At 33.6% G+C, this 20,417-nt stretch carries 24 protein-coding genes and 9 tRNA genes; 13 read left to right on the top strand and 20 right to left on the bottom strand.

Annotated features, from left to right (window positions below; genetic code table 11):
• Positions 1–2: 2 nt before the first annotated feature.
• Complete coding sequence (locus Q5I06_RS03535) at positions 3–719, bottom strand: inositol monophosphatase family protein (RefSeq protein WP_305516649.1); 717 nt, start codon at positions 717–719, stop codon at positions 3–5.
• Positions 720–798: 79 nt separating this feature from the next.
• Between Q5I06_RS03535 and recO the strand changes: the two genes are divergently transcribed.
• The gene (recO, locus tag Q5I06_RS03530) at positions 799–1,413 is read left to right on the top strand and encodes a recombination protein RecO (protein ID WP_305516648.1); all 615 of its coding nucleotides are present in this window, start codon (positions 799–801) and stop codon (positions 1,411–1,413) included.
• Between the two features lie 15 nt (positions 1,414–1,428).
• On the opposite strand, the gene ppk2 is transcribed toward recO, so the two are convergent.
• A complete protein-coding gene (gene ppk2, locus Q5I06_RS03525; protein ID WP_305516647.1) occupies positions 1,429–2,253 on the bottom strand; it encodes a polyphosphate kinase 2 in 825 nt (274 codons plus the stop codon).
• Positions 2,254–2,310: 57 nt separating this feature from the next.
• Between ppk2 and Q5I06_RS03520 the strand changes: the two genes are divergently transcribed.
• From Q5I06_RS03520 to Q5I06_RS03495, 6 genes are all read left to right on the top strand, one after another.
• A complete protein-coding gene (locus tag Q5I06_RS03520) occupies positions 2,311–2,964 on the top strand; it encodes a CinA family protein (protein ID WP_305516646.1) in 654 nt (217 codons plus the stop codon).
• Between the two features lie 92 nt (positions 2,965–3,056).
• Positions 3,057–3,132 (top strand) — tRNA-Lys (locus tag Q5I06_RS03515).
• Between the two features lie 17 nt (positions 3,133–3,149).
• Positions 3,150–3,224 (top strand) — tRNA-Glu (locus Q5I06_RS03510).
• 47 nt (positions 3,225–3,271) lie between these two features.
• A tRNA-Val gene (locus Q5I06_RS03505) sits at positions 3,272–3,347 on the top strand.
• 12 nt (positions 3,348–3,359) lie between these two features.
• Positions 3,360–3,436, top strand: a tRNA-Asp gene (locus tag Q5I06_RS03500).
• A gap of 50 nt (positions 3,437–3,486) precedes the next feature.
• Positions 3,487–3,562 (top strand) — tRNA-Glu (locus tag Q5I06_RS03495).
• A gap of 381 nt (positions 3,563–3,943) precedes the next feature.
• Here Q5I06_RS03495 and Q5I06_RS03490 read toward each other — a convergent pair.
• The 4 genes from Q5I06_RS03490 to Q5I06_RS03475 all read right to left on the bottom strand — a co-directional run bounded on the left by Q5I06_RS03490 (position 3,944) and on the right by Q5I06_RS03475 (position 4,383).
• Positions 3,944–4,031 (bottom strand) — tRNA-Ser (locus tag Q5I06_RS03490).
• Between the two features lie 21 nt (positions 4,032–4,052).
• A tRNA-Cys gene (locus Q5I06_RS03485) sits at positions 4,053–4,127 on the bottom strand.
• A 10-nt stretch (positions 4,128–4,137) separates the two neighbouring features.
• Positions 4,138–4,224, bottom strand: a tRNA-Leu gene (locus Q5I06_RS03480).
• 84 nt (positions 4,225–4,308) lie between these two features.
• Positions 4,309–4,383 (bottom strand) — tRNA-Gly (locus Q5I06_RS03475).
• 128 nt (positions 4,384–4,511) lie between these two features.
• Here Q5I06_RS03475 and Q5I06_RS03470 point away from each other — a divergent pair.
• From Q5I06_RS03470 to Q5I06_RS03445, 6 genes are all read left to right on the top strand, one after another.
• Positions 4,512–5,657, top strand: a complete 1,146-nt coding sequence (locus tag Q5I06_RS03470; RefSeq protein ID WP_305516645.1) for a succinyldiaminopimelate transaminase — start codon at positions 4,512–4,514, stop codon at positions 5,655–5,657.
• Positions 5,650–6,981 (top strand): UDP-N-acetylmuramate--L-alanine ligase, encoded by a 1,332-nt coding sequence (murC, locus tag Q5I06_RS03465; RefSeq protein WP_305516644.1) that lies wholly within the window; start codon positions 5,650–5,652, stop codon positions 6,979–6,981. Before Q5I06_RS03470 ends, murC begins: the two co-directional genes overlap by 8 nt.
• Positions 6,981–7,394, top strand: coding sequence for a hypothetical protein (locus Q5I06_RS03460; RefSeq protein WP_305516643.1), 414 nt, complete (start codon positions 6,981–6,983; stop codon positions 7,392–7,394). Before murC ends, Q5I06_RS03460 begins: the two co-directional genes overlap by 1 nt.
• A complete protein-coding gene (locus Q5I06_RS03455; RefSeq protein WP_305516642.1) occupies positions 7,394–9,697 on the top strand; it encodes an endonuclease MutS2 in 2,304 nt (767 codons plus the stop codon). The genes Q5I06_RS03460 and Q5I06_RS03455 overlap by 1 nt, the downstream gene beginning before the upstream one ends.
• Positions 9,698–10,064: 367 nt before the next feature.
• Complete coding sequence (locus Q5I06_RS03450) at positions 10,065–10,817, top strand: hypothetical protein (protein WP_305516641.1); 753 nt, start codon at positions 10,065–10,067, stop codon at positions 10,815–10,817.
• 16 nt (positions 10,818–10,833) lie between these two features.
• Positions 10,834–11,625: an HpaA family protein gene (locus Q5I06_RS03445; RefSeq protein ID WP_305516640.1), complete on the top strand. Its 792-nt coding sequence runs from the start codon at positions 10,834–10,836 to the stop codon at positions 11,623–11,625.
• Between the two features lie 1,067 nt (positions 11,626–12,692).
• Here Q5I06_RS03445 and Q5I06_RS03440 read toward each other — a convergent pair.
• From Q5I06_RS03440 to Q5I06_RS03375, 14 genes are all read right to left on the bottom strand, one after another.
• The gene (locus tag Q5I06_RS03440; protein WP_305516639.1) at positions 12,693–12,935 is read right to left on the bottom strand and encodes a transcriptional regulator; all 243 of its coding nucleotides are present in this window, start codon (positions 12,933–12,935) and stop codon (positions 12,693–12,695) included.
• Between the two features lie 395 nt (positions 12,936–13,330).
• Positions 13,331–13,582: a transcriptional regulator gene (locus Q5I06_RS03435; protein WP_305516638.1), complete on the bottom strand. Its 252-nt coding sequence runs from the start codon at positions 13,580–13,582 to the stop codon at positions 13,331–13,333.
• Positions 13,579–13,704 (bottom strand): hypothetical protein, encoded by a 126-nt coding sequence (locus Q5I06_RS03430; protein ID WP_305516637.1) that lies wholly within the window; start codon positions 13,702–13,704, stop codon positions 13,579–13,581. Before Q5I06_RS03430 ends, Q5I06_RS03435 begins: the two co-directional genes overlap by 4 nt.
• A 209-nt stretch (positions 13,705–13,913) precedes the next feature.
• Positions 13,914–14,189: a hypothetical protein gene (locus Q5I06_RS03425; RefSeq protein ID WP_305516636.1), complete on the bottom strand. Its 276-nt coding sequence runs from the start codon at positions 14,187–14,189 to the stop codon at positions 13,914–13,916.
• A 22-nt stretch (positions 14,190–14,211) separates the two neighbouring features.
• Positions 14,212–15,114 carry a hypothetical protein gene (locus Q5I06_RS03420; protein WP_305516635.1) on the bottom strand — a complete coding sequence of 301 codons (903 nt, stop codon included), beginning with the start codon at positions 15,112–15,114 and terminating at the stop codon, positions 14,212–14,214.
• Positions 15,111–15,368: a hypothetical protein gene (locus tag Q5I06_RS03415; RefSeq protein WP_305516634.1), complete on the bottom strand. Its 258-nt coding sequence runs from the start codon at positions 15,366–15,368 to the stop codon at positions 15,111–15,113. Before Q5I06_RS03415 ends, Q5I06_RS03420 begins: the two co-directional genes overlap by 4 nt.
• A gap of 24 nt (positions 15,369–15,392) precedes the next feature.
• Positions 15,393–16,379: a DNA-methyltransferase gene (locus Q5I06_RS03410; protein WP_305516633.1), complete on the bottom strand. Its 987-nt coding sequence runs from the start codon at positions 16,377–16,379 to the stop codon at positions 15,393–15,395.
• A gap of 291 nt (positions 16,380–16,670) precedes the next feature.
• Positions 16,671–16,853: a hypothetical protein gene (locus Q5I06_RS03405; RefSeq protein ID WP_305516632.1), complete on the bottom strand. Its 183-nt coding sequence runs from the start codon at positions 16,851–16,853 to the stop codon at positions 16,671–16,673.
• Positions 16,843–18,240, bottom strand: coding sequence for a helicase-related protein (locus Q5I06_RS03400; RefSeq protein WP_305516631.1), 1,398 nt, complete (start codon positions 18,238–18,240; stop codon positions 16,843–16,845). Before Q5I06_RS03400 ends, Q5I06_RS03405 begins: the two co-directional genes overlap by 11 nt.
• The gene (locus tag Q5I06_RS03395) at positions 18,237–18,566 is read right to left on the bottom strand and encodes a hypothetical protein (protein WP_305516630.1); all 330 of its coding nucleotides are present in this window, start codon (positions 18,564–18,566) and stop codon (positions 18,237–18,239) included. Before Q5I06_RS03395 ends, Q5I06_RS03400 begins: the two co-directional genes overlap by 4 nt.
• A 13-nt stretch (positions 18,567–18,579) precedes the next feature.
• The gene (locus tag Q5I06_RS03390; RefSeq protein WP_305516629.1) at positions 18,580–18,828 is read right to left on the bottom strand and encodes a hypothetical protein; all 249 of its coding nucleotides are present in this window, start codon (positions 18,826–18,828) and stop codon (positions 18,580–18,582) included.
• 320 nt (positions 18,829–19,148) lie between these two features.
• A complete protein-coding gene (locus tag Q5I06_RS03385; RefSeq protein ID WP_305516628.1) occupies positions 19,149–19,397 on the bottom strand; it encodes a hypothetical protein in 249 nt (82 codons plus the stop codon).
• On the bottom strand, positions 19,394–19,621 hold the full coding sequence (locus Q5I06_RS03380; protein ID WP_305516627.1) for a hypothetical protein: 228 nt from the start codon (positions 19,619–19,621) through the stop codon (positions 19,394–19,396). The genes Q5I06_RS03385 and Q5I06_RS03380 overlap by 4 nt, the downstream gene beginning before the upstream one ends.
• A gap of 178 nt (positions 19,622–19,799) precedes the next feature.
• Positions 19,800–19,943: a hypothetical protein gene (locus Q5I06_RS03375; protein ID WP_305520911.1), complete on the bottom strand. Its 144-nt coding sequence runs from the start codon at positions 19,941–19,943 to the stop codon at positions 19,800–19,802.
• Between the last annotated feature and the right edge of the window lie 474 nt (positions 19,944–20,417).

Here is a 20,417-nt window from a genome sequence, read left to right as displayed (position 1 = left end):
TTTCAATCCTCCGCAATTTTCGTAATAATATCAAAGATTTGCTTATTTTTGCTTACGAGTAAAAAACTATCCGATTTTTTTATCCATAATCCATTGCATAAAAACAATCCGGCTTTACAATCGTATTCTCTGATATTTCCCGCAAAAAATACAAAATTCACATCGTGAGCAGATGCCAATGAAAGTGCTATAGCTCCAAGTGAGCGAAATTTCATTTTTTGTTCGTACATTTTTGTGCATAATAGCGGGTTAGAATAAGATTTTTCAAAAATCCCACATTTTGGAAGAGTTTGGTTTTTTGATATCTCCAGATCAGAGTTTAAATTAATATACTTGATACCATTTCCATCGCTATAATGAGCAATTTGAGTGCAAAAATTAATAACAATAGCTTCTTTGGTATGCCTATTTTCATCACAAAGAGCTATAGAAGCACCATAATATGGAATATTAGAGAGATAATTATCACTCCCATCTAAAGGATCTAAAACAATAATATCACTGCCTTTCCCCTGAATATAGCCCGATTCTTCAGAATCAACACTTCCTAGTTCCAAAAAATATTCCATAAAGATTTCTTCACTTAATAAATCAGCTCCTAAGCTAATATCTCCTCCTGCACCTATGCGATGTTTTTTCATGTACTGAGGTTTTCTTTGCGATAACATTTCAATGATTTGTTTGCTCGATCTTATAGAGGCTTGGATAAAATCACTCAAAGACATCCTTGAATAAAATTTGAATTATTGATTATAGTCATTTTATTTTTAAGTAAAACTGATATTTATAGGAGTATATTTGCAAGGCTATGTTCTAAAGACAATTCCCCTAAAAAATGAAGATATTATTGTTCATATCCTCACTCATAATTCTCTTAAAAGGCTGTATAGATTTTATGGAGCCAGACATAGCATTATTCACCTAGGAAAAAAAATAGATTTTGAAGAGGAAAGCAACGGTATATTTTTGCCAAGGCTTCGAAATGTAATACATTTAGGATATCGATGGGAAAGTGATTTGAGCCGTGTTTATGTATGGCAAAGATTTATTCAAATGTTGCATAGCCATCTTTTTGATGTTTATGAATTGGACAGATTTTATTTTGAAATGCTTGAAGATGGAGCACAAAAACTCAAAGTTCAAAATCCATTACGTGTAGCTTTGGAAATGTATGCTGAACTTTTGGGATTTGAAGGCAGAGATGATAAAGGGAAGAGTTGTTTTGTTTGTGGAGAAGCATTAGAAAAAAAAATTAGTCTTGGAAGAGCTTTTTTGTTGGGACATCCGCATTGTTTAAAAGGAAATATTTTTGAACAACAAGATATTTTTGATTTTCTTTATAGCAAACAAACATTACACTTAGATGATGATGTTGTAGAAAAAATGTGGGGAATATTATTAAAAGGAATATAAATCCTTGCAATAGCTCTAATAACCATTTTGTGAGTAGGGGTGAATAATGTTTGGATCAGCTAATAGACATACTTTTGTTGGATTTTTCCCCTCATAATCTATTTTACTAAGTATATCTCTAGCGATATTTATTCTAGCGAGTTTTTTATCGTTTGAATCTACAATTATCCAGGGTGCATAGGGAGTGTGAGTTCTAGAAAACATCTTTTCAAATACTTCAGAATACTCATCCCATAATTGTAAAGATTTAGAATCAATCGGACTGAGTTTCCACATTTTTAATGGATCAGTTTTTCGATTTTTGATTCTACGTTTTTGTTCATCTTGATTTACATTCAAAAAATATTTAAAAAGAATAATGCCGCTTGAAATAAGCATTTGTTCAAGATTGGAGACTTGATAAATAAACTGTTTATACTCTTCTTGAGTGCAAAAACCCATTACTTTTTCTACTCCAGCACGGTTATACCAACTCCTATCAAAAAATACAATTTCTCCCCCACTAGGAAGAGTGCTGATATAGCGCATAAAATACCATTGAGATTTTTCTACTTCAGTGGGTTTTTGTAGAGCTACAATTCTACATCCTCTAGGATTTAGATGTTCGCTCAAGGCTTTGATAGTTCCCCCTTTTCCCGCACCATCTCTACCTTCCATAATGATGACTATTTTCTTGGAAGTATTTTTAACCCAGTTTTGGAGCTTGAGAAGTTCGATTTGTAGTTTTATCATTTCTTTGGTATAGAAAGATTCTTTGAGTTTGCCCTTTTTGTTGTAAATGGATTTTTGATCTTGTGTGGATTCAGGACGATTTGTGATGATGGAATTTTGTTTTGACATTCTATCTCCTTAGCTCGTGTATAATTTGATTATAACCTATATTAAAAGGAAACGAGAATGAAAAAATCTTTAATATTTTTAGGCATTGATAATGATTCTGCGATTTTGTTATCTCGTCCTCATATTGAATGTTTTGATGTGCGCATATCTTTAAAAGGAGATGGAATTTTTCTAGAAGGTAGCGAGGTTTTACAAGCTTTTGAGGCAATGAGGCTAATTTTTGGGAATAAAGTTATGTTTTTAGACAGCTTGAATGAATGTATCATTGCCATATTGAGAGAAAATAAAAAAAAAGTTACAACCGCAGAGAGTTGCACAGGCGGACTTTTAGCCTATCAATTCACTTCAATATCAGGAGCTTCTGATGTTTATGATGGAGGAATTATTAGCTATGCTAATGACATCAAGCATCGAATTTTAGGAGTGAGTGAAGAAAATCTCAAAAGATATGGTGCAGTGAGTGAAGTGGTTGTGAGTGAGATGCTAATAGGGGTATTGAAGGTTTTTGGAGCTGATTATGCAATTGCTACAAGCGGGATAGCAGGACCAGGTGGAGGAAGTATAGAAAAACCTGTTGGAACTATTTTTATAGGAGTGCAGAAATTAGGAGAATTTCCAGTGATAGAAAGATATTTATTTGGAGGAAGTAGAGAGGAGATTCAAAAAACTAGTTCTCAAAAGGCATTAGAATTGTTGGCGAAAATTTTATAAAAATTCATTACAAAGCCTTGACAAAAGGGCGTAAATAAAATATAATTTCGCTCTTTTATATAGAGAGTGTTATTTAATAGTATCATTGTTTTGACCCGTTAGCTCAGTTGGTAGAGCAATTCCCTTTTAAGGAATGGGCCGTTGGTTCGAATCCAACACGGGTCACCATTTAGAAAAGTAGAAGTGGCCCCTTCATCTAGCGGTTAGGATACCACCCTTTCACGGTGGCTACAGGGGTTCAAGTCCCCTAGGGGTCACCACTTTTATTCGATGTTTCCCTAATAATACATAACTATATCTAAAGTTTGGTCGCTTAGCTCAGTTGGTAGAGCGCTACCCTTACAAGGTAGATGTCACAAGTTCGAGCCTTGTAGCGACCACCACTTGTAAATTTTGGAGCGGTAGTTCAGCTGGTTAGAATACCTGCCTGTCACGCAGGGGGTCGCGGGTTCGAGCCCCGTCCGCTCCGCCACTTCACTTCTTTAAATTCATTTTGTAATCTTGGTTTTGTTATTTTCTTATGACCCCTTCATCTAGTGGCCAAGGATACCACCCTTTCTAGGTGGGTACGGAAGTTCAAATCTTTCAGGGGTCGCCACCAAGTTTTTATATCTTCTAATGAAGTATTGATCTTCTTTTTTATCTCAGCTCAAAATAATTATATCAACACAATCAAAAATCGTTCACATTAGAGTTTTAAATTTGCAATAAACATTCTTTTTTTGTCTTTGATAATTTCTACTTTCTTTGTTTTATAAAGCTTGTGAAATCAAAAAGATACAACTTTGGACAGGATGTATAATCTAGTGCGATTATTTGTATTTGAATATAAAACAATCTTATAAATTGATTTTAGAAATGTTTTAATAGAAGTTCTGTATATTTTATGAAGGAAATCATAGACGATTTTTTAATTGATCTACACTAGGTAGATTTGAAAAATATTAATTATTAAGATTGAATTTCAAATAAAATAAGGTGGCCGGGAGAGAGGGATTCGAACCCCCGGAGGTGTTACCCTCAACGGTTTTCAAGACCGCCGCTTTCAACCGCTCAGCCATCTCCCGACAGTATGGTTTGATAAATTTTGGAGGCGACACTCGGATTCGAACCGAGGAATCAAGGCTTTGCAGGCCCATGCCTTACCACTTGGCTATGTCGCCCTCTTTTTGGTGGTGCCCGGAGCCGGACTTGAACCGGCACGGAAGCAATATCCGAGGGATTTTAAGTCCCTTGTGTCTACCATTCCACCACCCGGGCATTGTAACAAAAATAAACAAATCCAAAAGAACAACCTAAAATGTGACTAAAGAATAATTTAAAGTTACAAAATGAGGCTAAAGATGGAGCGGGAAACGGGGGTCGAACCCGCGGCCCCAACCTTGGCAAGGTTGTGCTCTACCACTGAGCTATTCCCGCAAAAGTATCAGGGGCATAATTCTAGCAACCATTTTAAAAAAAATCAAGACCAAAAGCAGAAAATTGCAAAATTTTATATTACAATAGCTTTTTTGATTCCAAAATCACTAGAGTTCAAGGAGAAAAAAGTGAATTTTCAGCCTTATCCATTTGAAAGATTGAGAGATTTAATAGCTCCCATAGTGCCGAAAAAAAAACAAATGTTACTCACAATAGGCGAACCCCAATTTCAAACTCCTAGCTTTATTCAAGAGGAGCTAAAGAATTATACCTCTGAACTTCGATTTTATCCTAAAAGTGCAGGAGAAGATTATCTTAAAAAAGCCCAGATGGATTTTGTAAAAAATCGTTTTAAAGTTTCTTTGGAGTCTTCAGAAATCATACCTACTTTTGGTACGCGTGAAGTGTTATTTAATTTACCACAATTTTTGCTTTTTGATAAGCTTAATCCTGTTATTGCCCATCCTAACCCATTTTATCAGATATATGAAGGAGCAGGTATTGCAGCTAGAGCAAAGATAATCTATATGGATTTATGCAAATCTAATCATTTTAAACCTTTTCTCAGTGATGAGGATAAAAAAGAGGTTGATTTAGTGATCTTAAATTCTCCAAATAACCCAACAGGAGCTACTTTGAGTTTAGATGAGCTTAAAAATTGGGTGCAATGGGCTTTGGAATATGATTTTGTATTGCTCAATGATGAATGTTATAGCGATATTTATAAATCCTCTCCCCCAGCGGGAATTTTAGAAGCTTCTTATATGCTGGGGAATAAAGATTTTAAAAATGTCTTATCCTTAAATTCTATTTCCAAAAGAAGTTCTGCGCCTGGTCTTAGGAGTGGTTTTATCGCTGGAGATAAAAATATTCTTAGAGAATATCAAAAATATAGAACTTACATAGGATGTGCTATTCCAAATCCTATTCAGAGAGCTTCTGCAGTGGCGTGGGAAGATATACAAGTAAGTGAAAAAATTCGCCAAAAATATGCTAAGAATTTTCAAATCGCACAGGAAATATTTCCAAATGTACCTATAGAGCCTTATACATTTTATATGTGGCTTGAAGTGAGAGATGATGTTGATTTTACAAAAAAACTTTATGAGAAAGAAGGTCTTTTGGTGCTTCCAGGTTCGTTTTTAGGTAGAAAAGGGGTAGGTAAAGAATATGTGCGAATTGCTCTTGTTTATGAAGAAGAAATTACTAGAGATTGTTTGAAGATTTTAAAAGGTTTTCTTTGTGATTATTTGAAAAAGGGTTTTGATGCTTAAAAAAGATATTTCTAAATTAAAGATTCACTTTATTGGCATTGGGGGAATTGGAATTTCAGGACTTGCAAAATATCTCAAAGCACAAGGGGCAAAAATTAGTGGATCTGATATTGCAGAAGGAAGTGCTATATCTTATCTTCGATCTATTGATGTTCCTGTGACAATTCCTCATAACAAAATCGCTATTACCGATCAAGATATTGTGATTCATTCAGCTATTATCAAGGAAGAAAATCCTGAAATTATTGAGGCAAAAAATAAAAATATCCCAGTGCTTTCTAGGAAAGAGGCTTTAGAGTTTATCTTATGCAATAAGCGAGTTTTTAGCATATGCGGAGCTCATGGAAAAAGCACTACTAGTGCTATGTTAAGTGCAATATTTAGAGATTTTGGTGCTATTATCGGAGCAGATACCAAAGAATATGGTTCAAATGTTAGAGAAATACAGAGTGAGAGTATTGTTTTTGAAGCCGATGAATCTGATAGGAGTTTTTTAAATTCAAATCCTTATTGTGCAATTGTTACTAATGCTGAGCCAGAACATATGGAAAGCTATAACCACGATTTGGAAACTTTTTACAATGCTTATAGAGAATTTTTAAATTCTGCAAGTCGATGTTGTATCAACATTGAAGATCCATTTCTTCGGACTTTGGATATGGAGGCAAAAAAACTCTCCCCTTCTAAGGATATTAAAAACATCACTTATGTGCTAAAAAATGATGAGCCTTACACTCATTTTGAACTTTTGGATTTAGGAGAGTTTGAGGTTTGGGGATTTGGAGAACATACTGCTTGTAATGCTTCTTTGGCTATTTTGGCTGCACTTGATGAGATGGATATACAGACTATTAGGAACAATCTCAAAAATTTCAAAGGTATCAAAAAACGTTTTGATATTATCCAAAAGGGTGATTTGATACTCATTGATGATTATGCTCACCATCCTACAGAGATTGTAGCTACATTGAATTCTGTTAAAACCTATGCTACCTTAAAAGGAAGAGATAAAATCACGGTAATTTGGCAACCGCATAAATACTCAAGATTGCTTGATAATCTCAAAGGTTTTCAGGAGTGTTTTAGTGCGTATTGTGATGAATTGATTATATTGCCGATATGGAAAGCAGGAGAGGAGCATATTGAACTTGATATGAATAAACTCTTTGGACACTACAAGCCTATTTTTGCAGATAAAATCAAGAAAAAAGGTACTGATGTTGAGGTTTTTGCCGGTGATGGGGTTATTAAAACTATCAAAGATGGTATTGTTGTAGGTTTTGGAGCGGGTGATATTACCTATCAATTAAGGGGGATAAAATAATGTCAGCATTATTTGGAATTTTTTTAGTATTGTTTCTCGCATTGTTAATTTTGTATTTTGTGCTTAGAGATTTTGGTGTATTCACTCGCAAACAGAAGATAATCTGTATTGCAGGGTTAGTCATATTAGGTATATTTATAATGATCTATAGTTATTTTCAAAGTCGATCAGACAAAAATGACATGATACTTCAAGCAACTTTTTTAAGAGGAGGATCGCTTGATTGTGATGATGTGATTGTAAATAAAGAAAATTTTAATCTCGTTACAGGGACATTGAGTTTTATTGGTAAGAAAAATGGTCCAATGAATAATATTATCATTTCTTTGGATAAGTGTAGGATTGTTCCTCAAGATAATGGCGATGAAGAATCTAACTCTAGGACTCTTGAAGAGGAACTTCAGAGGGATTAATGCAGGAGAAGGAGAGTTATCAATATGAAGAGATAGTTAAAAAACTAGATCTCGAGGATTTTATCAGATCTTTTACAAGTTTTTTTTCACGCATTAAGCCTATTCACTTGCAGGGGGATAAATCTAGTTTGGTGAGCTTTATTAAAGATCTAGAAAATATTGTATTCTCACCTCCTCCAAAGACAAAAAAACTAGATATTTCCATTTTGCATCTAAAAAAATTTGGAACTCTTAAACTCGAAGAGATATTTGAATTTATTAAAATAATAAGGTATTTTAGTTATCTCAAATCCCTCAGCAGCATCACTGAAGACATGTTTATTTATAAATATTTGCAAAATATTAATATTCCCCAAGAAATAAAATATTTGATGGAAGTATTTGATTGTGAAGCACAAATAAAAAGTGGTATTTATGATGAATTAGATAGTCTTATTCTCTCTATTTCAAGACAAAAAACTCAGATTTCAAAGATTTTGGGTGAAATCCTCCAATCAAACAAACTTGTTCCTTATCTTGTGGATAGACAAATCCATTACATCAATGGAAATGAGACATTGTTATTAAAATCAGGTTTTAATTCTGCTATTAAGGGAATTATCATTTCGCGTTCTCAGAGCGGATTTTTTTATCTTCTTCCTAGTGAGATTCATAACATCCATCAAAAAATCTCTGAATTTGAGGAAAAACTTCAAATATGTCTCTATAATATTTGCAAAGAACTCTCTGCGATCTTGAGAAAACATATTTTGTTTTTGAGTTTTATTGATAGGGAGTTTGATAAATTTGATCACCTTCAAGCTAGAATTAATTTTGCTAAAGCCTATAACCTTGAGTTCGTTACCCATAAAACTACGGATAAAACTATTATTCTAAAAGGTTTTTCTCATCCAGCTCTAAGTCATCCTAAGCCTATTGATATTGAATTTAAAAATCAGTTGTTGATGGTTACAGGAGTGAATGCTGGGGGAAAGACAATGCTTTTAAAATCAATATTGAGTAGCGTTTTTTTGGCCAAGCATTTATTGCCGATGAAAATCAATGCTTATGCTTCTAGGATTCCTAATTTCAAAAATATATTTGCCATCATCGCTGATCCACAAAATAGTAAAAATGATATTTCTACTTTTGCAGGTCGAATGCTCCATTTTTCTCAGATACTAAATACCCAAGATTTAATTATTGGAGTAGATGAGATTGAGTTAGGGACAGATGCTGATGAGGCTTCTAGCCTTTATAAGGTTTTGTTAGAGCATTTACTAGATAAGAACGCTAAGATTATCATCACCACACATCACAAGAGACTTGCTGCATTGATGGCCAGTGATAGTAGAATTCAGATGTGTGCTGCTATTTTTGATGAAAATGCTCAGGTTCCTACATATGGATTTTTACATGGTAGCATTGGTAAGAGCTATGCTTTTGAAACTGCAAAAAGATATGGAATTCCTACTAATCTTATCATAGAGGCAAAAAAAATCTATGGCGAAGACAAGGAAAAACTTAATGAACTCATAGAAAAATCTGCTACATTAGAGATTGAGCTTAGTAAAAAAACTTCCATATTGGATATGAAAATAGAAGAATACGATAAGAAAAAACAAGAACAACAAGAGATAATAGAGACACTAAAAAGGCAATATGCAAAACAAAAGTTCGAGCTTGATAATATTTATAATCAAGCATTAAATGAAATCAAATCAGCTATCAAAGCTAAAGAAAGCAGTGAAATGCACCGATCTATGAATAATGCAAATAAAATTATTCAAGCTATCAGGCAGACCTTGCCATCAGAACAATTTAAAAACAAAAAAGAATTTCGTCCTGGAGATCATATCAGATATGGGGTGCAAGATGGTATCGTTCTAGGAAAAACAGGTAAAAATAATGAATTCTTGCTTGTAGAGCTAGATAGTGGGATAAAGCTTAAAATAAGTCCTGACAAGCTTAAACATATTTCTAAGGCAATTTCTAATAATCAACTTCCTCATAAACCAAGATCAGTTTCAAAAACCAAAAAACAGAAAATCGATTTTAGTATTGATAAAAATACAAAAAATAGCGTGAATGTGAGTTTGGATTTGCATGGTCTAAGAAGTGAAGAAGCTATAGAAAAGCTAGATAAATTTCTCTCTGATGCTCTTATAGCTGGATTTGATGAAGTCCTTATCTATCATGGAATAGGTACAGGCAAACTTTCTTTTAGTGTAAAAGAATTTCTTTCTTCGCACCCAAAAGTTATTTCTTTTTGTGATGCCCCTATTGAAATGGGGGGCTTTGGAGCGAAGCTTGTGAGGCTGTAGAAAATATTTATAAATCAAGCATTAGAAATAATTACTAAATAGAATAGTTATATAATTATTTTTATAAAATGTTACATTTTTTTACATAAAAAAATATTCAAAATTTTATAAAAATAAAGTCTTATACTCTCGGTTATATTGATAAATAATAGACCATAAACCAATTTATTTTAAAGTTAAAATTTTAATAATTATAAAAAATATCATCTAAAAAACTTATTTTTTATTGACATACCCCCCCCCCCATCAGAATATAATCCATATCTCAAAAGCAATAAAGACAGAAATTTTATTATCTAATAGTATAAGAATAGGTATGAAAATTAATATCTTTTTATTGCTTTTAATTAATAGAAAGGAGTTTTAGTTGAAGAAAGTATTTTTAACTTTTTTTATCAGTTGTTTGGTCGGTGGTTTTTTTGTAAATGCAGAATCTGTTGATAGTGATGGGACAGATCAAGGTATTGTTTCTGAAGATACCCAAATTCAGAGCAATGCTCGTGGGTGGAGCTGGTATTTGGATGCAGCTCTTGATATGGAGTTTTTCAAGATTTCTGATTCCAACGAAGGAACATCATCTTCAGTTTATGGAACTAGAGATAAAGATAGCTATTCTATGGGTGCACAATTTTATGTAGCTGCAGGTCCTACTTATAATTTTACTGAAAGATTTGGCATAGGGGCTAAAATAGGTATTGGGGCACAATATTTTTTGCTTGGATATTCAGGAATTGATTATAGTTGTTATTCTTATAGTTATTCTTCTTGTGGTTACCAAGATAAAACTACTTTTGTTCCTGTAGGTTTTGGCGTGGTAGTGCCAGTTGCATTTGATGTTAAATATAGTTTTAATAAAAAATATGGTCTTATCGGAGGAGTTGGATATGATTTTGGCTCAACAATGAGACATTTTAGAATGTATGTGGGTGGAATATTTTATAAAAATGCTGTGATTAAAGTTGGATATTCTCATGTAAGTCTTACTGATAGCACACTGAAAAAAGTCTCTGATCCAAGTGCTGGAAGTAGTTTATATCAAGCTCTAGGAGTAGGGGGAGTTGATCTTGGTGGTGGAAATGGAAATGGATTTTATGTTTCTGTTTCGTATATGATATGGTAAAAATAAGGAGAAATGGATGAATAAGAGAAACTTTTTGAGTTTTGGAATTGTGTTGGGTTTTGTGTTGTTGCTAGTAGGATGTGTTGGTGAGGTGCAGGTCGCACAAAAAAATCCTTTGAATTTTACTTTTGAGTCAAAAAATCCTGCAGGACCAAAGTCAAACAAAAAAATTCTTTTGCTTGACAGTGAAATAGAACTCAAATTATCAAGCAATGGAAGAATATTGAATTCTCAGGCTACTGAATTTGATAGATACAAAAAGCAATTTAAAGCTAATTTTAGAACGACAATAGAGAAAATGTTTCAACAACAAGGCTATCAAATTATAGATGTTGATGGAGTTGAGTATAATGATATTCCTTTTAACGAAAGAAAAGAAGGTTATATGGCTGTCCTTATCAAGGGTGATATAAATGTTGATGAAATGTTAAGTCAAGCAAAAAGAAGTGATAATCCTTTTGATTCAACTTCAAAAACCATCAGTGGAAACTATGGTATTTCTGGAAATGTGAAAATTAGATTCTTAGAGCCACTCTCAGGTCAAGTGATGGATTCTTTGAATATAAATCTAGCAAAATTTAATATTAAAGTGCCATTTAGTATTTCGCAAGAGGCAAATGCTGGGACTTTCTTATTTGGAAATGCGGCAAGACCTGATCTAAAGGATAATTCAGCGGATTCAACAAGAAAGGCATTAAATCTACTCTGGGCAAAATTATTTGATAAAATAGACAATAAAATTATCTATCAAACAATAAATTCCTATGAAAAAGATATTAAAGAAATCAAACATAATAAGAGATTCTAATTAAATAAAGCCCATCAATTGGTGGGCTTTAGATTCAAACCAAATACTTCAAAATCAAGATTACATAATTATAAAAAATCATTGCCTTAAAATCATCAGTGATTATACCTTACTAAGTCCATATTTATGGGATAAAATGATGATAAATATATTAAAATAATTTTAGATGGTATTTTAAGAAAATTGCAGAAAATCTAGTGGTGTCCTCGGCGGGATTCGATTTATAGTTTCTATAGATACCTATTTTAGGTGTTTATACTTTATCCTATCCCCAATCTGTCCCCTTTAAAAAACTTGTTCATCTCTTTTGAATAATAAACAACTCAAACATAGAGGCCGTGATTTTTTATCTTCGTTTGGAATGATAAAAGGCTGAATAATAAGCAACTCAAATACCACAATCACCCCGCTTGGGGTATCTGCTTGGGGTATCTGCTACCCCCCCGCTATTTTTTTAAACCCATCCTTAAAAATTCTCGAGTCTTTTTAAAATCCCCTCGAGTTTTAAGCCTCTGCCTTATGCTTCCTTCCTATCATCACAAAGGTAGCTACAGTGCTATTTAGATGCGTTAGATTCGTCTTTTAGTGCCTTAGTATGCTTTAGTAAGCCTTATTAGTCTCTTTGGCAGTTTTTTTGATTGAATTTTCTTGTTTGCTCATTTTAAATCCTTTTTGTCATTTTCAAGCTTGTCGATGCGTTTATTTAGCTTTCTCTCAAGCAAAAACACATACAAAGTCAATAATCCAACTGCTAATGCTAATATTAAAGTCTCCATTTTATCTCCTTGTGTTATAATATCTTGACATCAAAATCTAAAGTTATTTTAGTTCGCCCACTATGGGGCAATCCCGCTAAAAGAGGGATTTGATTTTAATTATCCAGTAAGCTAACTGAACAATCAAAACTAAAATTTTGAGGAACTTTAGCATTTGATGTCTCCTTCTTTGGATTTAAAAGTCGCTTCTAACAACTTTTATAATATAATTATATCTTTTTTAAATACAATTGTCAATTATTTTAATCGTTTTTGAATATTTTTTTATAAAAATAAGTCGTTTAAACAGACTTAATTCTCTGAAATAAACTCTCTGAGAATATTTTTGAAATCTTTAGTTTTTTGAAGCTCTTTTTTAAGCTCCAAAGTCTCTAAATAAAGCTCTATTGCTCTCTCCATTTGTGGGCTTATTTTATCGTTTGTCATAGCTGTTTTAAGCCCTGCCTCACTATAGCCTATCGCTATCCCTAGCTCTTTGTAAGTCATTCCAAGTTCTTTGGCAGTTTTTTTGATAAGATTTTGTTCATTACTCATTCCTTGTCCTTTTTGTCATTTTCGATTTTATCGATGCGTTTATTTAGCCTCCTCTCAAGCAAAAACACATATAGGGTCAATAAACTCACCGCAATGCCTAAAACTAAAGTTTCCATTGTTTGCTCCTTGTATGCTATAATCAGTCTAATACGATGCTAAAGCCTCCCCCCTCTCGGGGTTACCCTGTGAGTAGCTTGTAGCTACTTGCAAGGTAAAAGATAATCTGGCTGATAATCAAGAGAATCTTTAAGACTTTCATCGTATCTCCTTTCTTTGGATTTAAAAACAACTTCAAATTGTTTTTATGCGATAATTATATAATAATTAATTATGTTTGTCAAGTATTTTATAATTATTTTTTATAAAAAAGCCCATATTTTATAATTTAAAATGATTTAAAAATCCTCTTTTACAATATTTTTTAGGGCATTTTTTAGAATACTATAATCTTCTAGTCTCTTCTTAAGATCTAGATTCTCAAGATATAACTCAATCGCTTTTTTAATCTGGTTGCTAATGGTTGAATTGTCCTTTGAAGCCATATTATTTAGACTATCACCGCTATACCCTATCGCTTCGCCAAGCTCTTTGTAAGTCATTCTAAGTTCTTTGGCGGTTTTTTTGATGAGATTTTGTTCGTTGCTCATTTTAAACCCTTTTTGTCATTTTCGATTTTATCGATGCGTTTCTCTAGGGTATTGATTCTAAAAAAAGTCAAAAGCAATGCTATTGCCCCACATAATCCACCTATTGCACTAATTAAGTCCATTTTATAACTCCTTGTGATATAATAAAGGCTGGGTTAAAACCCAACCCCCTTATAAATCGCTATTGTGGTAGCGATTATTTGTAAGATGATTAAAATAACCTGCAGGGTTTTCATCTTTGCTCCTTCCATAACCTGTATTATTTACAAGTTATGGAATAATTATAGCATTACTACTTTTTTCAAGTATTTTATACAATAATTTTCTAAAATTATGTAAATTTTACAAACTTCTTCAAAGCCTCAACCATTTCATCATAAGCCCTAGTCTTATCGTTTTGCAAACCTTGATTGGATGATTCAATCTTAAGCTCTAAATCCTTGATCGTGATTAACATCTCTAAGGCTTTTTGAAGTGGCAGAGAGATTTTTTCACTACTAGCACTTTTTGATATGGTCTCTTGACTATAGCCTATCGCTATCCCTAGCTCTTTATAAGTCATACCGAGTTCTTTGGCGGTTTTTTTGATTAAATTTTCTTTGTCCATTCCTAGCCTTTTTATAAAAAATCTAGGCAATTTTAGCACTTTTTAGCCTATCTGCATTTTTAGGTTGCAGTGCTAGTGCTTTGAAATCTATTGATCTTCTTAGGTCTTTTAGCTTCATTATCTGTTTGCTTAGAATACTCACATCAAGCCCGATTATCCCTCTAACCCCCATTTTCAAAGCCATATCATTAAGCAGAGCAATCCCCCCATCTAGCCCATCATATTCTATCCACCTAAAAAACCTCTCTTTTATCTCTAATACAATCTCACATCGTTTCCAATGTATAAAATCAGGTTGTATGTTTTCTTTGTGATAGAATTTTTGCTTTTTGTATTTGTCATATAGCAGTATTTTTCTTAGCCCGTGTTTTCTGATGGTCTCATTGATGTAGATAGAGTCCCCCTCATTTCTACTTCTTGCACCTATTGCCATATAAGCATTCAAAGCCCCTGTTTGTTTGAGTAAATCTCTCAGATGCCCCTTATAATCAAAATCAGATGCCAAATCCAAAGAATGCGTCTTAAATCGCTTCAAAAATGCCTTTAGTGCCTTAAATACATAAGAATCTATATTTTTGCTAGGTTGATGAAGTCCTGCAAATACTACTTCTACATAATGCTCATAGCCTTTCTTATTGGCTTTAGAGTATTGATGGCAAGTAATAGAATTAGAAATGAGCAAAATCGTATTAGAGAGGCTTTTGTTTCCTCGCTTGAGGTTGATATACTTTACATCAAAAGGATGCTTGGGGTGATGTGTCTTTTGGGATTTGAATTTTTGGCTTACATACTCGTGGATTTGGATATTTCGTGTGCTTTTGCGTATTTTTGCATAAAGATCTTTTTTTCTCAAAAACACTTCTAGGGAGTCTTTAGAAATGACAAATCTAAATGTATCTACTCCTATGCTGTATTTTGTTTTCAAAATATCTCCATTTTAGCTATGATTCCATCTTTTAGAAGGCACTCTAACATAAAGGCTTTTTTCTCATATTTGATAGCTATGACAAAAAAACCCTCTGCTATCTTATTTACTTCAAAAAATCTCAAAATATAAGGTTTGATATACTCTTTTAATCTTATAGGAGCATTTATTCCTGCAAGTGGAATCACCGCACCTAAATAGGTATTTTTGTTCATATATTCTTCATATACATCACAAAAGATACCTAACTCCATATCTATCCTTTAATAAACCCTTCTTTATTTGGGTTCTGGATAGTCTTCATCATGAAATAGATGATTTTGCAAATCGATAGTATCTTTGATATTTTTCTTAGCGATTTGGAAATAACTCTTTTTTAGCTCACTTCCTATAAACCCTCTATCCATATTAATAGCACCCACGCCCTCACTTCCTATACCCATAAAAGGGCTATAGACTATTTCATTAGGATTACTCCATAATTCAATCGCCCTTTGTATTACATCAAGCTGCAGAGGACACATATGCCTCTCATCTTTATCATCTTTGGCAATAGCACTATTTAGCACTTTCCCTTGATCTATATCAAACCACACGGGCGAAGCATATCTTTGCCATACATTGATGCTATAAAATTTCTCATACTCCTCTTTGTTCCTAGTATTATAAGGGGCGATAACACTAGATCCAATATAATCATAAAATGCCTCTCTGCTGACAGGCTCTAGGTTTGTTTCATTAGAATATTTTTTGAGTATGACTAGATAATCACATCTTCCTTGCCTACTTTTTGTGCTATCTTTGCATACTTGTTTATATAGCAGTCCATTTGCTTTGGTTCTCTGCATTTCTATAACAGGGTCTTTGTAGATCGTAACTCTTGAGTGGTAAATAAACCCTGCTTTGATATGCTCTGCTATGATGCGACCTGGAAAGTCCTTAAACCCTATTATTCCATCTTTGCTTTTAATGAGTTGTAGATCACAACAATGCACTGCGATCAATCGATGAGGCTTCATCACACGATACATCTCTTTGATGAGGTATCTATATTGACTGAAAAACTCTTCATCACTGCTACAATTCCCCATATCCCAATGACTATCGCTATAGACAAATAGATCGCTAAATGGCGGGGAATAGATACTAAAGTCAATACTATTATCAGGCAAGGTTTTTGCCAACTCCACGCAATCGCTATTATAAATAGCAATTTGTTTTTTATCATCGTAGTAGTACATACTATCATCATTTTTGATACTCATTTTATTTTTCCTTACATTGTTTTTTATCAATAATTGCTATATGTTTATGGGGTAGGTAACTCTTCGTTCGCCTCTTAGTCCTATAAAAAACGGATTAGGTTTTGCAGAAGTGCAAAATCCCGTTTTTTGTAGGGTTACAAGAAAAAGGCGAACTCCCCCTCCTTGTTTGCCAAAAAAGAAAAGGCGAAGACTTTTTCTTTTTTGGGGCTAAGGAGGGGTTAGGGGAGGATAAACCCTTTTTTCTTTTGGCAAATGATTTGAAAAAAAGAAACTTAGCAATTATTGATATAATCACCCATTCTTTGCCACTATATCTATACAAGGATATTGAAACCCTCTTTTATATGCCTCTTCAAAAGAAAGTCTTTGATAAATCTTACCGCCAAATTCAAAAAACCATCTTTTGTTATAATCTGCCTTTTTGCCCCTTATCACCTCATCTTTTAAAGTGAGATATTTTTCTTTAAATCGCATTTTCACTCCTTAGGAATGATGGCAAGGGAAGTGTTTTTGGCACATAAACTTCGCTTTTAGATAAGGTTTTATTCTCACAGATAGATTTTGTCATCATCTTTTTCATTTCCTGATGTTGTGATTTTTTTGTTTGCAGGTTTTCCCATATTGGAATTTCATTATCTGCTAAGATGATATTCACATTCACAGCTTGTTTTTGACCAAACCGATACATCCTACGCACAGCCTGATAATATTTTTCATAGCTATAATTAAGTCCCAAAAAGCTCATATTACAAGCGTTCTGAAAGTTCATACCCATCCCAGCGATAGAAGATTTAGTGATAAGTACATCGATTCTATTTTCTGCAAAATCATTGAGGACTTTAGCCTTAGATTCAGGGCTATCGCTTCCTTTGATTTGTGCTATTTTTAGATGAGGTCGTTTTGTTTTGATGGTTTTAAAGACCTCATCACTTTCTATATTGGTATCCACCCACACTAGATGAGGATAGACATTTTGCATAAGAATATCCATCAGCTTGTCTATTCTTTTTTCCAAAGATGCTTTTTTGTTTTTTGCTAGAGTGGTGGCATTTTGTTCGTTAAAGCTAAAAAGCACTCCTTCTTGCATATATTTCACATCATCAAACTGCACACAATAGATGCTTTCATATAGTGGGGGCAAAATATGGCTAGATCCATCATAGCCCAAATCAGAAGGGCTATTCACGCATTCTGCCCATTCACTCACCCATGACCAAAAGCTATCTTGAGCGTGTTTTTTAAGTCTCCATTCTCCTGTATCAAATGTATCATTGATAAAAAACCTAGATAGCATTTCAAGTCTTGATAAAATATTCAAAAATTCGCTATGATTGCCAAGCTCCATAAAGTCATTAGGACTAGGAGTCGCAGAACAAGCGAGTTTATAAGGAGTTTGTGCAAATTTCTCTATCAAAGCATTCTTAGTGCGACCTGTGAATGATTTTAATATAGAGCTTTCATCTAGCACCACGCCTATAAACTCCTGCGTTTTTATCTTCTCTAATTGCTCATAGTTTGTAATATAAATCCCTTTTTCTATTTTAGTATCCTCTGTAATCCTATTGAGCTTAAATCCAAATTTCAAAGCTTCTTTTTGCATTTGAAACACCACTGCTAGAGGGGCTAATATCAGCACAGGCTTATTTGTATATTCCACAACCGCATAGGCAAAATTCATTTGCATGATTGATTTTCCCAGTCCTGTATCTACAAATAATGCGTACCTACCTTTTTTACAAGCCCTTTTTACGATCTCTACTTGATAGGGAAATAAATTAGGATTGAGCCACTCTTGATTTATATCAAACCCGCTATAGCCAACTTTTGGCTTTTTCTTAGCGATAAACTCTTCGTATTTCATTGGTTTTTTTCCTCTTCTTTTATCTCTTCTTCTGATTTGCCAAAAAATCTATTTATCTCGTTAAAATGAGTTTTTTCTCTATTGGCTTGATATTTATTGAGTTGATATTTGAAATCAAATAATTCACTAATGAGGATTTTGCCTTTGTGCCTTAGCACATCAAATTCTTGTTGAAGCTCTTGTATTTCATCAAATTCACCCTTGCCACTCCATAAATTTGCATGTTCATAGCCAAAGCTATCGCTTATTTTTTGAATATCTACTATCATCGTGCAGATTTTTTTATCAAGTTCATAAAGTGCGAATATTCTGTTATTTTTTGCCATTTTTAGCTCCTATTTATTTTGGAAATTTGAGATCATTGCTGATCATCCATTCAGCAATATCATTTGCCATAAATACTTTTTTACCCTTTAGCTGTGTGTATTTGGGCATATCTTTGTCTTGATTGCAGAGTTTATTTTGTAAGCTTTGCATTCCAATGCCCAAAATCTCTGCAAGGTTTTTAACACTCAAAACCACTCCATATTTTTGAATAATGGACTGAGAGATAGCTATAGCCATTTGTCTTTCATAGCTTAGATTCATTTTTAGCTCCTTGTTTTTATTATGTTTATGGAACTTGCTAAAGGCAAGTTCTTATCGTAGCTTAGGGTTTCACTCTAAGCTACTCCTAAAGGACTGACTTAGATTCAGCTAATGCTGAATTGTCAAGTCGGTCTTTATAGGTTTATGTGATTCTTGCCAATCCTTATCACTACGCAAGGCAAAGCCCTGCTACGCTCCTAAAGTTCAGACATTCTGTGGCTTTGCCACATCATCAAGTCCTTTTTAGAGGTATTGGGATTCTCAAATCCTTATCTACATTTCTGGAATCCCTATGCCAGTATCGCTATGTTCGCTTATGCTCACATAAAGCGATCGGTCTGCGAGGCTATGGAGGATAAGCAGTTATCCTCCACTAAACGCCTCTCATCTGTCCAATCTTCTATTTCAACTAAACGAGCATTCAAATCACAAGTTCGTTTTTGAAGATTGGTGAGTTCTTCTCTTAATAGCCCGATATTTTCACTTAATGTATTAATAGTTTCAGTTTGCATTTTGACGATATTCTTAAGCCCATCGATAGCTTGTATGCTATAGCTTAAAGTTTTCATTTGCTTTCTCCTATATATTCGATATACCCATCATCTATGAGTTTATAAAAGGCGTTTTTTACCTCTTGTTTTTGGAAGATTCTTTTTTTTCTTTTACTTCTAATAAGTGAGTTGTATGTCCCATAAGGGATGCCTATAGCTTTGCACATCTCTATAGCATTGCCATACTCTCTAGCGATTTTGTCCGCGTTTGTTTTATATACGGCTTTTTGTGTTTGATTCATTTTTAGCTCCTTGTTTTTATTATGTTTATGGAACTTGCTAAAGGCAAGTTCTTATCGTAGCTTAGAGTGAAACCCTAAGCTACTCCTAAAGGACTGACTTACATTCAGCTAATGCTGAATTGTCAAGTCGGTCTTTATAGGTTTATGTGATTCTTACCAATCCTTATCACTACGCGGATTAAAAATCCGCTTTTTTGCTTAGTGCTTCTTGTTTTTGTCTCTTAGCCAATCCGCTATAAGCAGTATCGAATTGGCTATGAGTAAAATGATGATGACCCATTCCATTTTTTAGCTCCTTTCCTATTATGTTTATGGGATTCAACAGGGTTGAATCCTGATCACTACGCGGATTAAAAACCCGCTACGCTCCTAAAGGACTGACTTACATTCAGCTAATGCTGAATTGTCAAGTCGTTTTTATAGGTTTTGTTATTTTTTGATATAATTTTCACAGAGATACAGATATGAATTTAAAGGAGGGTTTCCCCTCCTTCTGCTAGGTTATTTGTTTGATTAACAATATCAGAGCAGTTATTAAATTGATTAGGCCGATAATCAAATCTAATTTTCTCATCTGTATCTCCTTCCTTCTTATTTCAGAGGTTTTTAACCTTTGATAACATAATTATATAATTTTTTTCAATCCTTGTCAAGGATTTTTGATAAATTTATTTAGAAATTCTTCCATTTTTTAGCTCCTATCATATTATGTTTATGGGATTCAACAGGGTTGAATCCTTATCACTACGCGGATTAAAAACCCGCTACGCTCCTAAAGGACTGACTTACATTCAGC

This window comes from Helicobacter cappadocius (assembly GCF_030688855.1).
Taxonomy (GTDB): Bacteria; Campylobacterota; Campylobacteria; order Campylobacterales; family Helicobacteraceae; genus Helicobacter_J; species Helicobacter_J cappadocius.
This window is presented reverse-complemented; position numbering and strand designations above follow the sequence as displayed.

Bases quoted from the DNA above. Each gene is read 5' to 3' on its own strand.
- ppk2 (WP_305516647.1), bottom strand. From the start codon at position 2,253: ATGTCAAAACAAAATTCCATCATCACAAATCGTCCTGAATCCACACAA.
- Q5I06_RS03520 (WP_305516646.1), top strand. From the start codon at position 2,311: ATGAAAAAATCTTTAATATTTTTAGGCATTGATAATGATTCTGCGATT.
- murC (WP_305516644.1), top strand. From the start codon at position 5,650: ATGCTTAAAAAAGATATTTCTAAATTAAAGATTCACTTTATTGGCATT.
- Q5I06_RS03460 (WP_305516643.1), top strand. From the start codon at position 6,981: ATGTCAGCATTATTTGGAATTTTTTTAGTATTGTTTCTCGCATTGTTA.
- Q5I06_RS03455 (WP_305516642.1), top strand. From the start codon at position 7,394: ATGCAGGAGAAGGAGAGTTATCAATATGAAGAGATAGTTAAAAAACTA.
- Q5I06_RS03445 (WP_305516640.1), top strand. From the start codon at position 10,834: ATGAATAAGAGAAACTTTTTGAGTTTTGGAATTGTGTTGGGTTTTGTG.
- Q5I06_RS03440 (WP_305516639.1), bottom strand. From the start codon at position 12,935: ATGAGTAATGAACAAAATCTTATCAAAAAAACTGCCAAAGAACTTGGA.
- Q5I06_RS03435 (WP_305516638.1), bottom strand. From the start codon at position 13,582: ATGAGCAACGAACAAAATCTCATCAAAAAAACCGCCAAAGAACTTAGA.
- Q5I06_RS03430 (WP_305516637.1), bottom strand. From the start codon at position 13,704: ATGGACTTAATTAGTGCAATAGGTGGATTATGTGGGGCAATAGCATTG.
- Q5I06_RS03425 (WP_305516636.1), bottom strand. From the start codon at position 14,189: ATGGACAAAGAAAATTTAATCAAAAAAACCGCCAAAGAACTCGGTATG.
- Q5I06_RS03415 (WP_305516634.1), bottom strand. From the start codon at position 15,368: ATGGAGTTAGGTATCTTTTGTGATGTATATGAAGAATATATGAACAAA.
- Q5I06_RS03410 (WP_305516633.1), bottom strand. From the start codon at position 16,379: ATGAGTATCAAAAATGATGATAGTATGTACTACTACGATGATAAAAAA.
- Q5I06_RS03405 (WP_305516632.1), bottom strand. From the start codon at position 16,853: ATGCGATTTAAAGAAAAATATCTCACTTTAAAAGATGAGGTGATAAGG.
- Q5I06_RS03400 (WP_305516631.1), bottom strand. From the start codon at position 18,240: ATGAAATACGAAGAGTTTATCGCTAAGAAAAAGCCAAAAGTTGGCTAT.
- Q5I06_RS03395 (WP_305516630.1), bottom strand. From the start codon at position 18,566: ATGGCAAAAAATAACAGAATATTCGCACTTTATGAACTTGATAAAAAA.
- Q5I06_RS03390 (WP_305516629.1), bottom strand. From the start codon at position 18,828: ATGAATCTAAGCTATGAAAGACAAATGGCTATAGCTATCTCTCAGTCC.
- Q5I06_RS03385 (WP_305516628.1), bottom strand. From the start codon at position 19,397: ATGAAAACTTTAAGCTATAGCATACAAGCTATCGATGGGCTTAAGAAT.
- Q5I06_RS03380 (WP_305516627.1), bottom strand. From the start codon at position 19,621: ATGAATCAAACACAAAAAGCCGTATATAAAACAAACGCGGACAAAATC.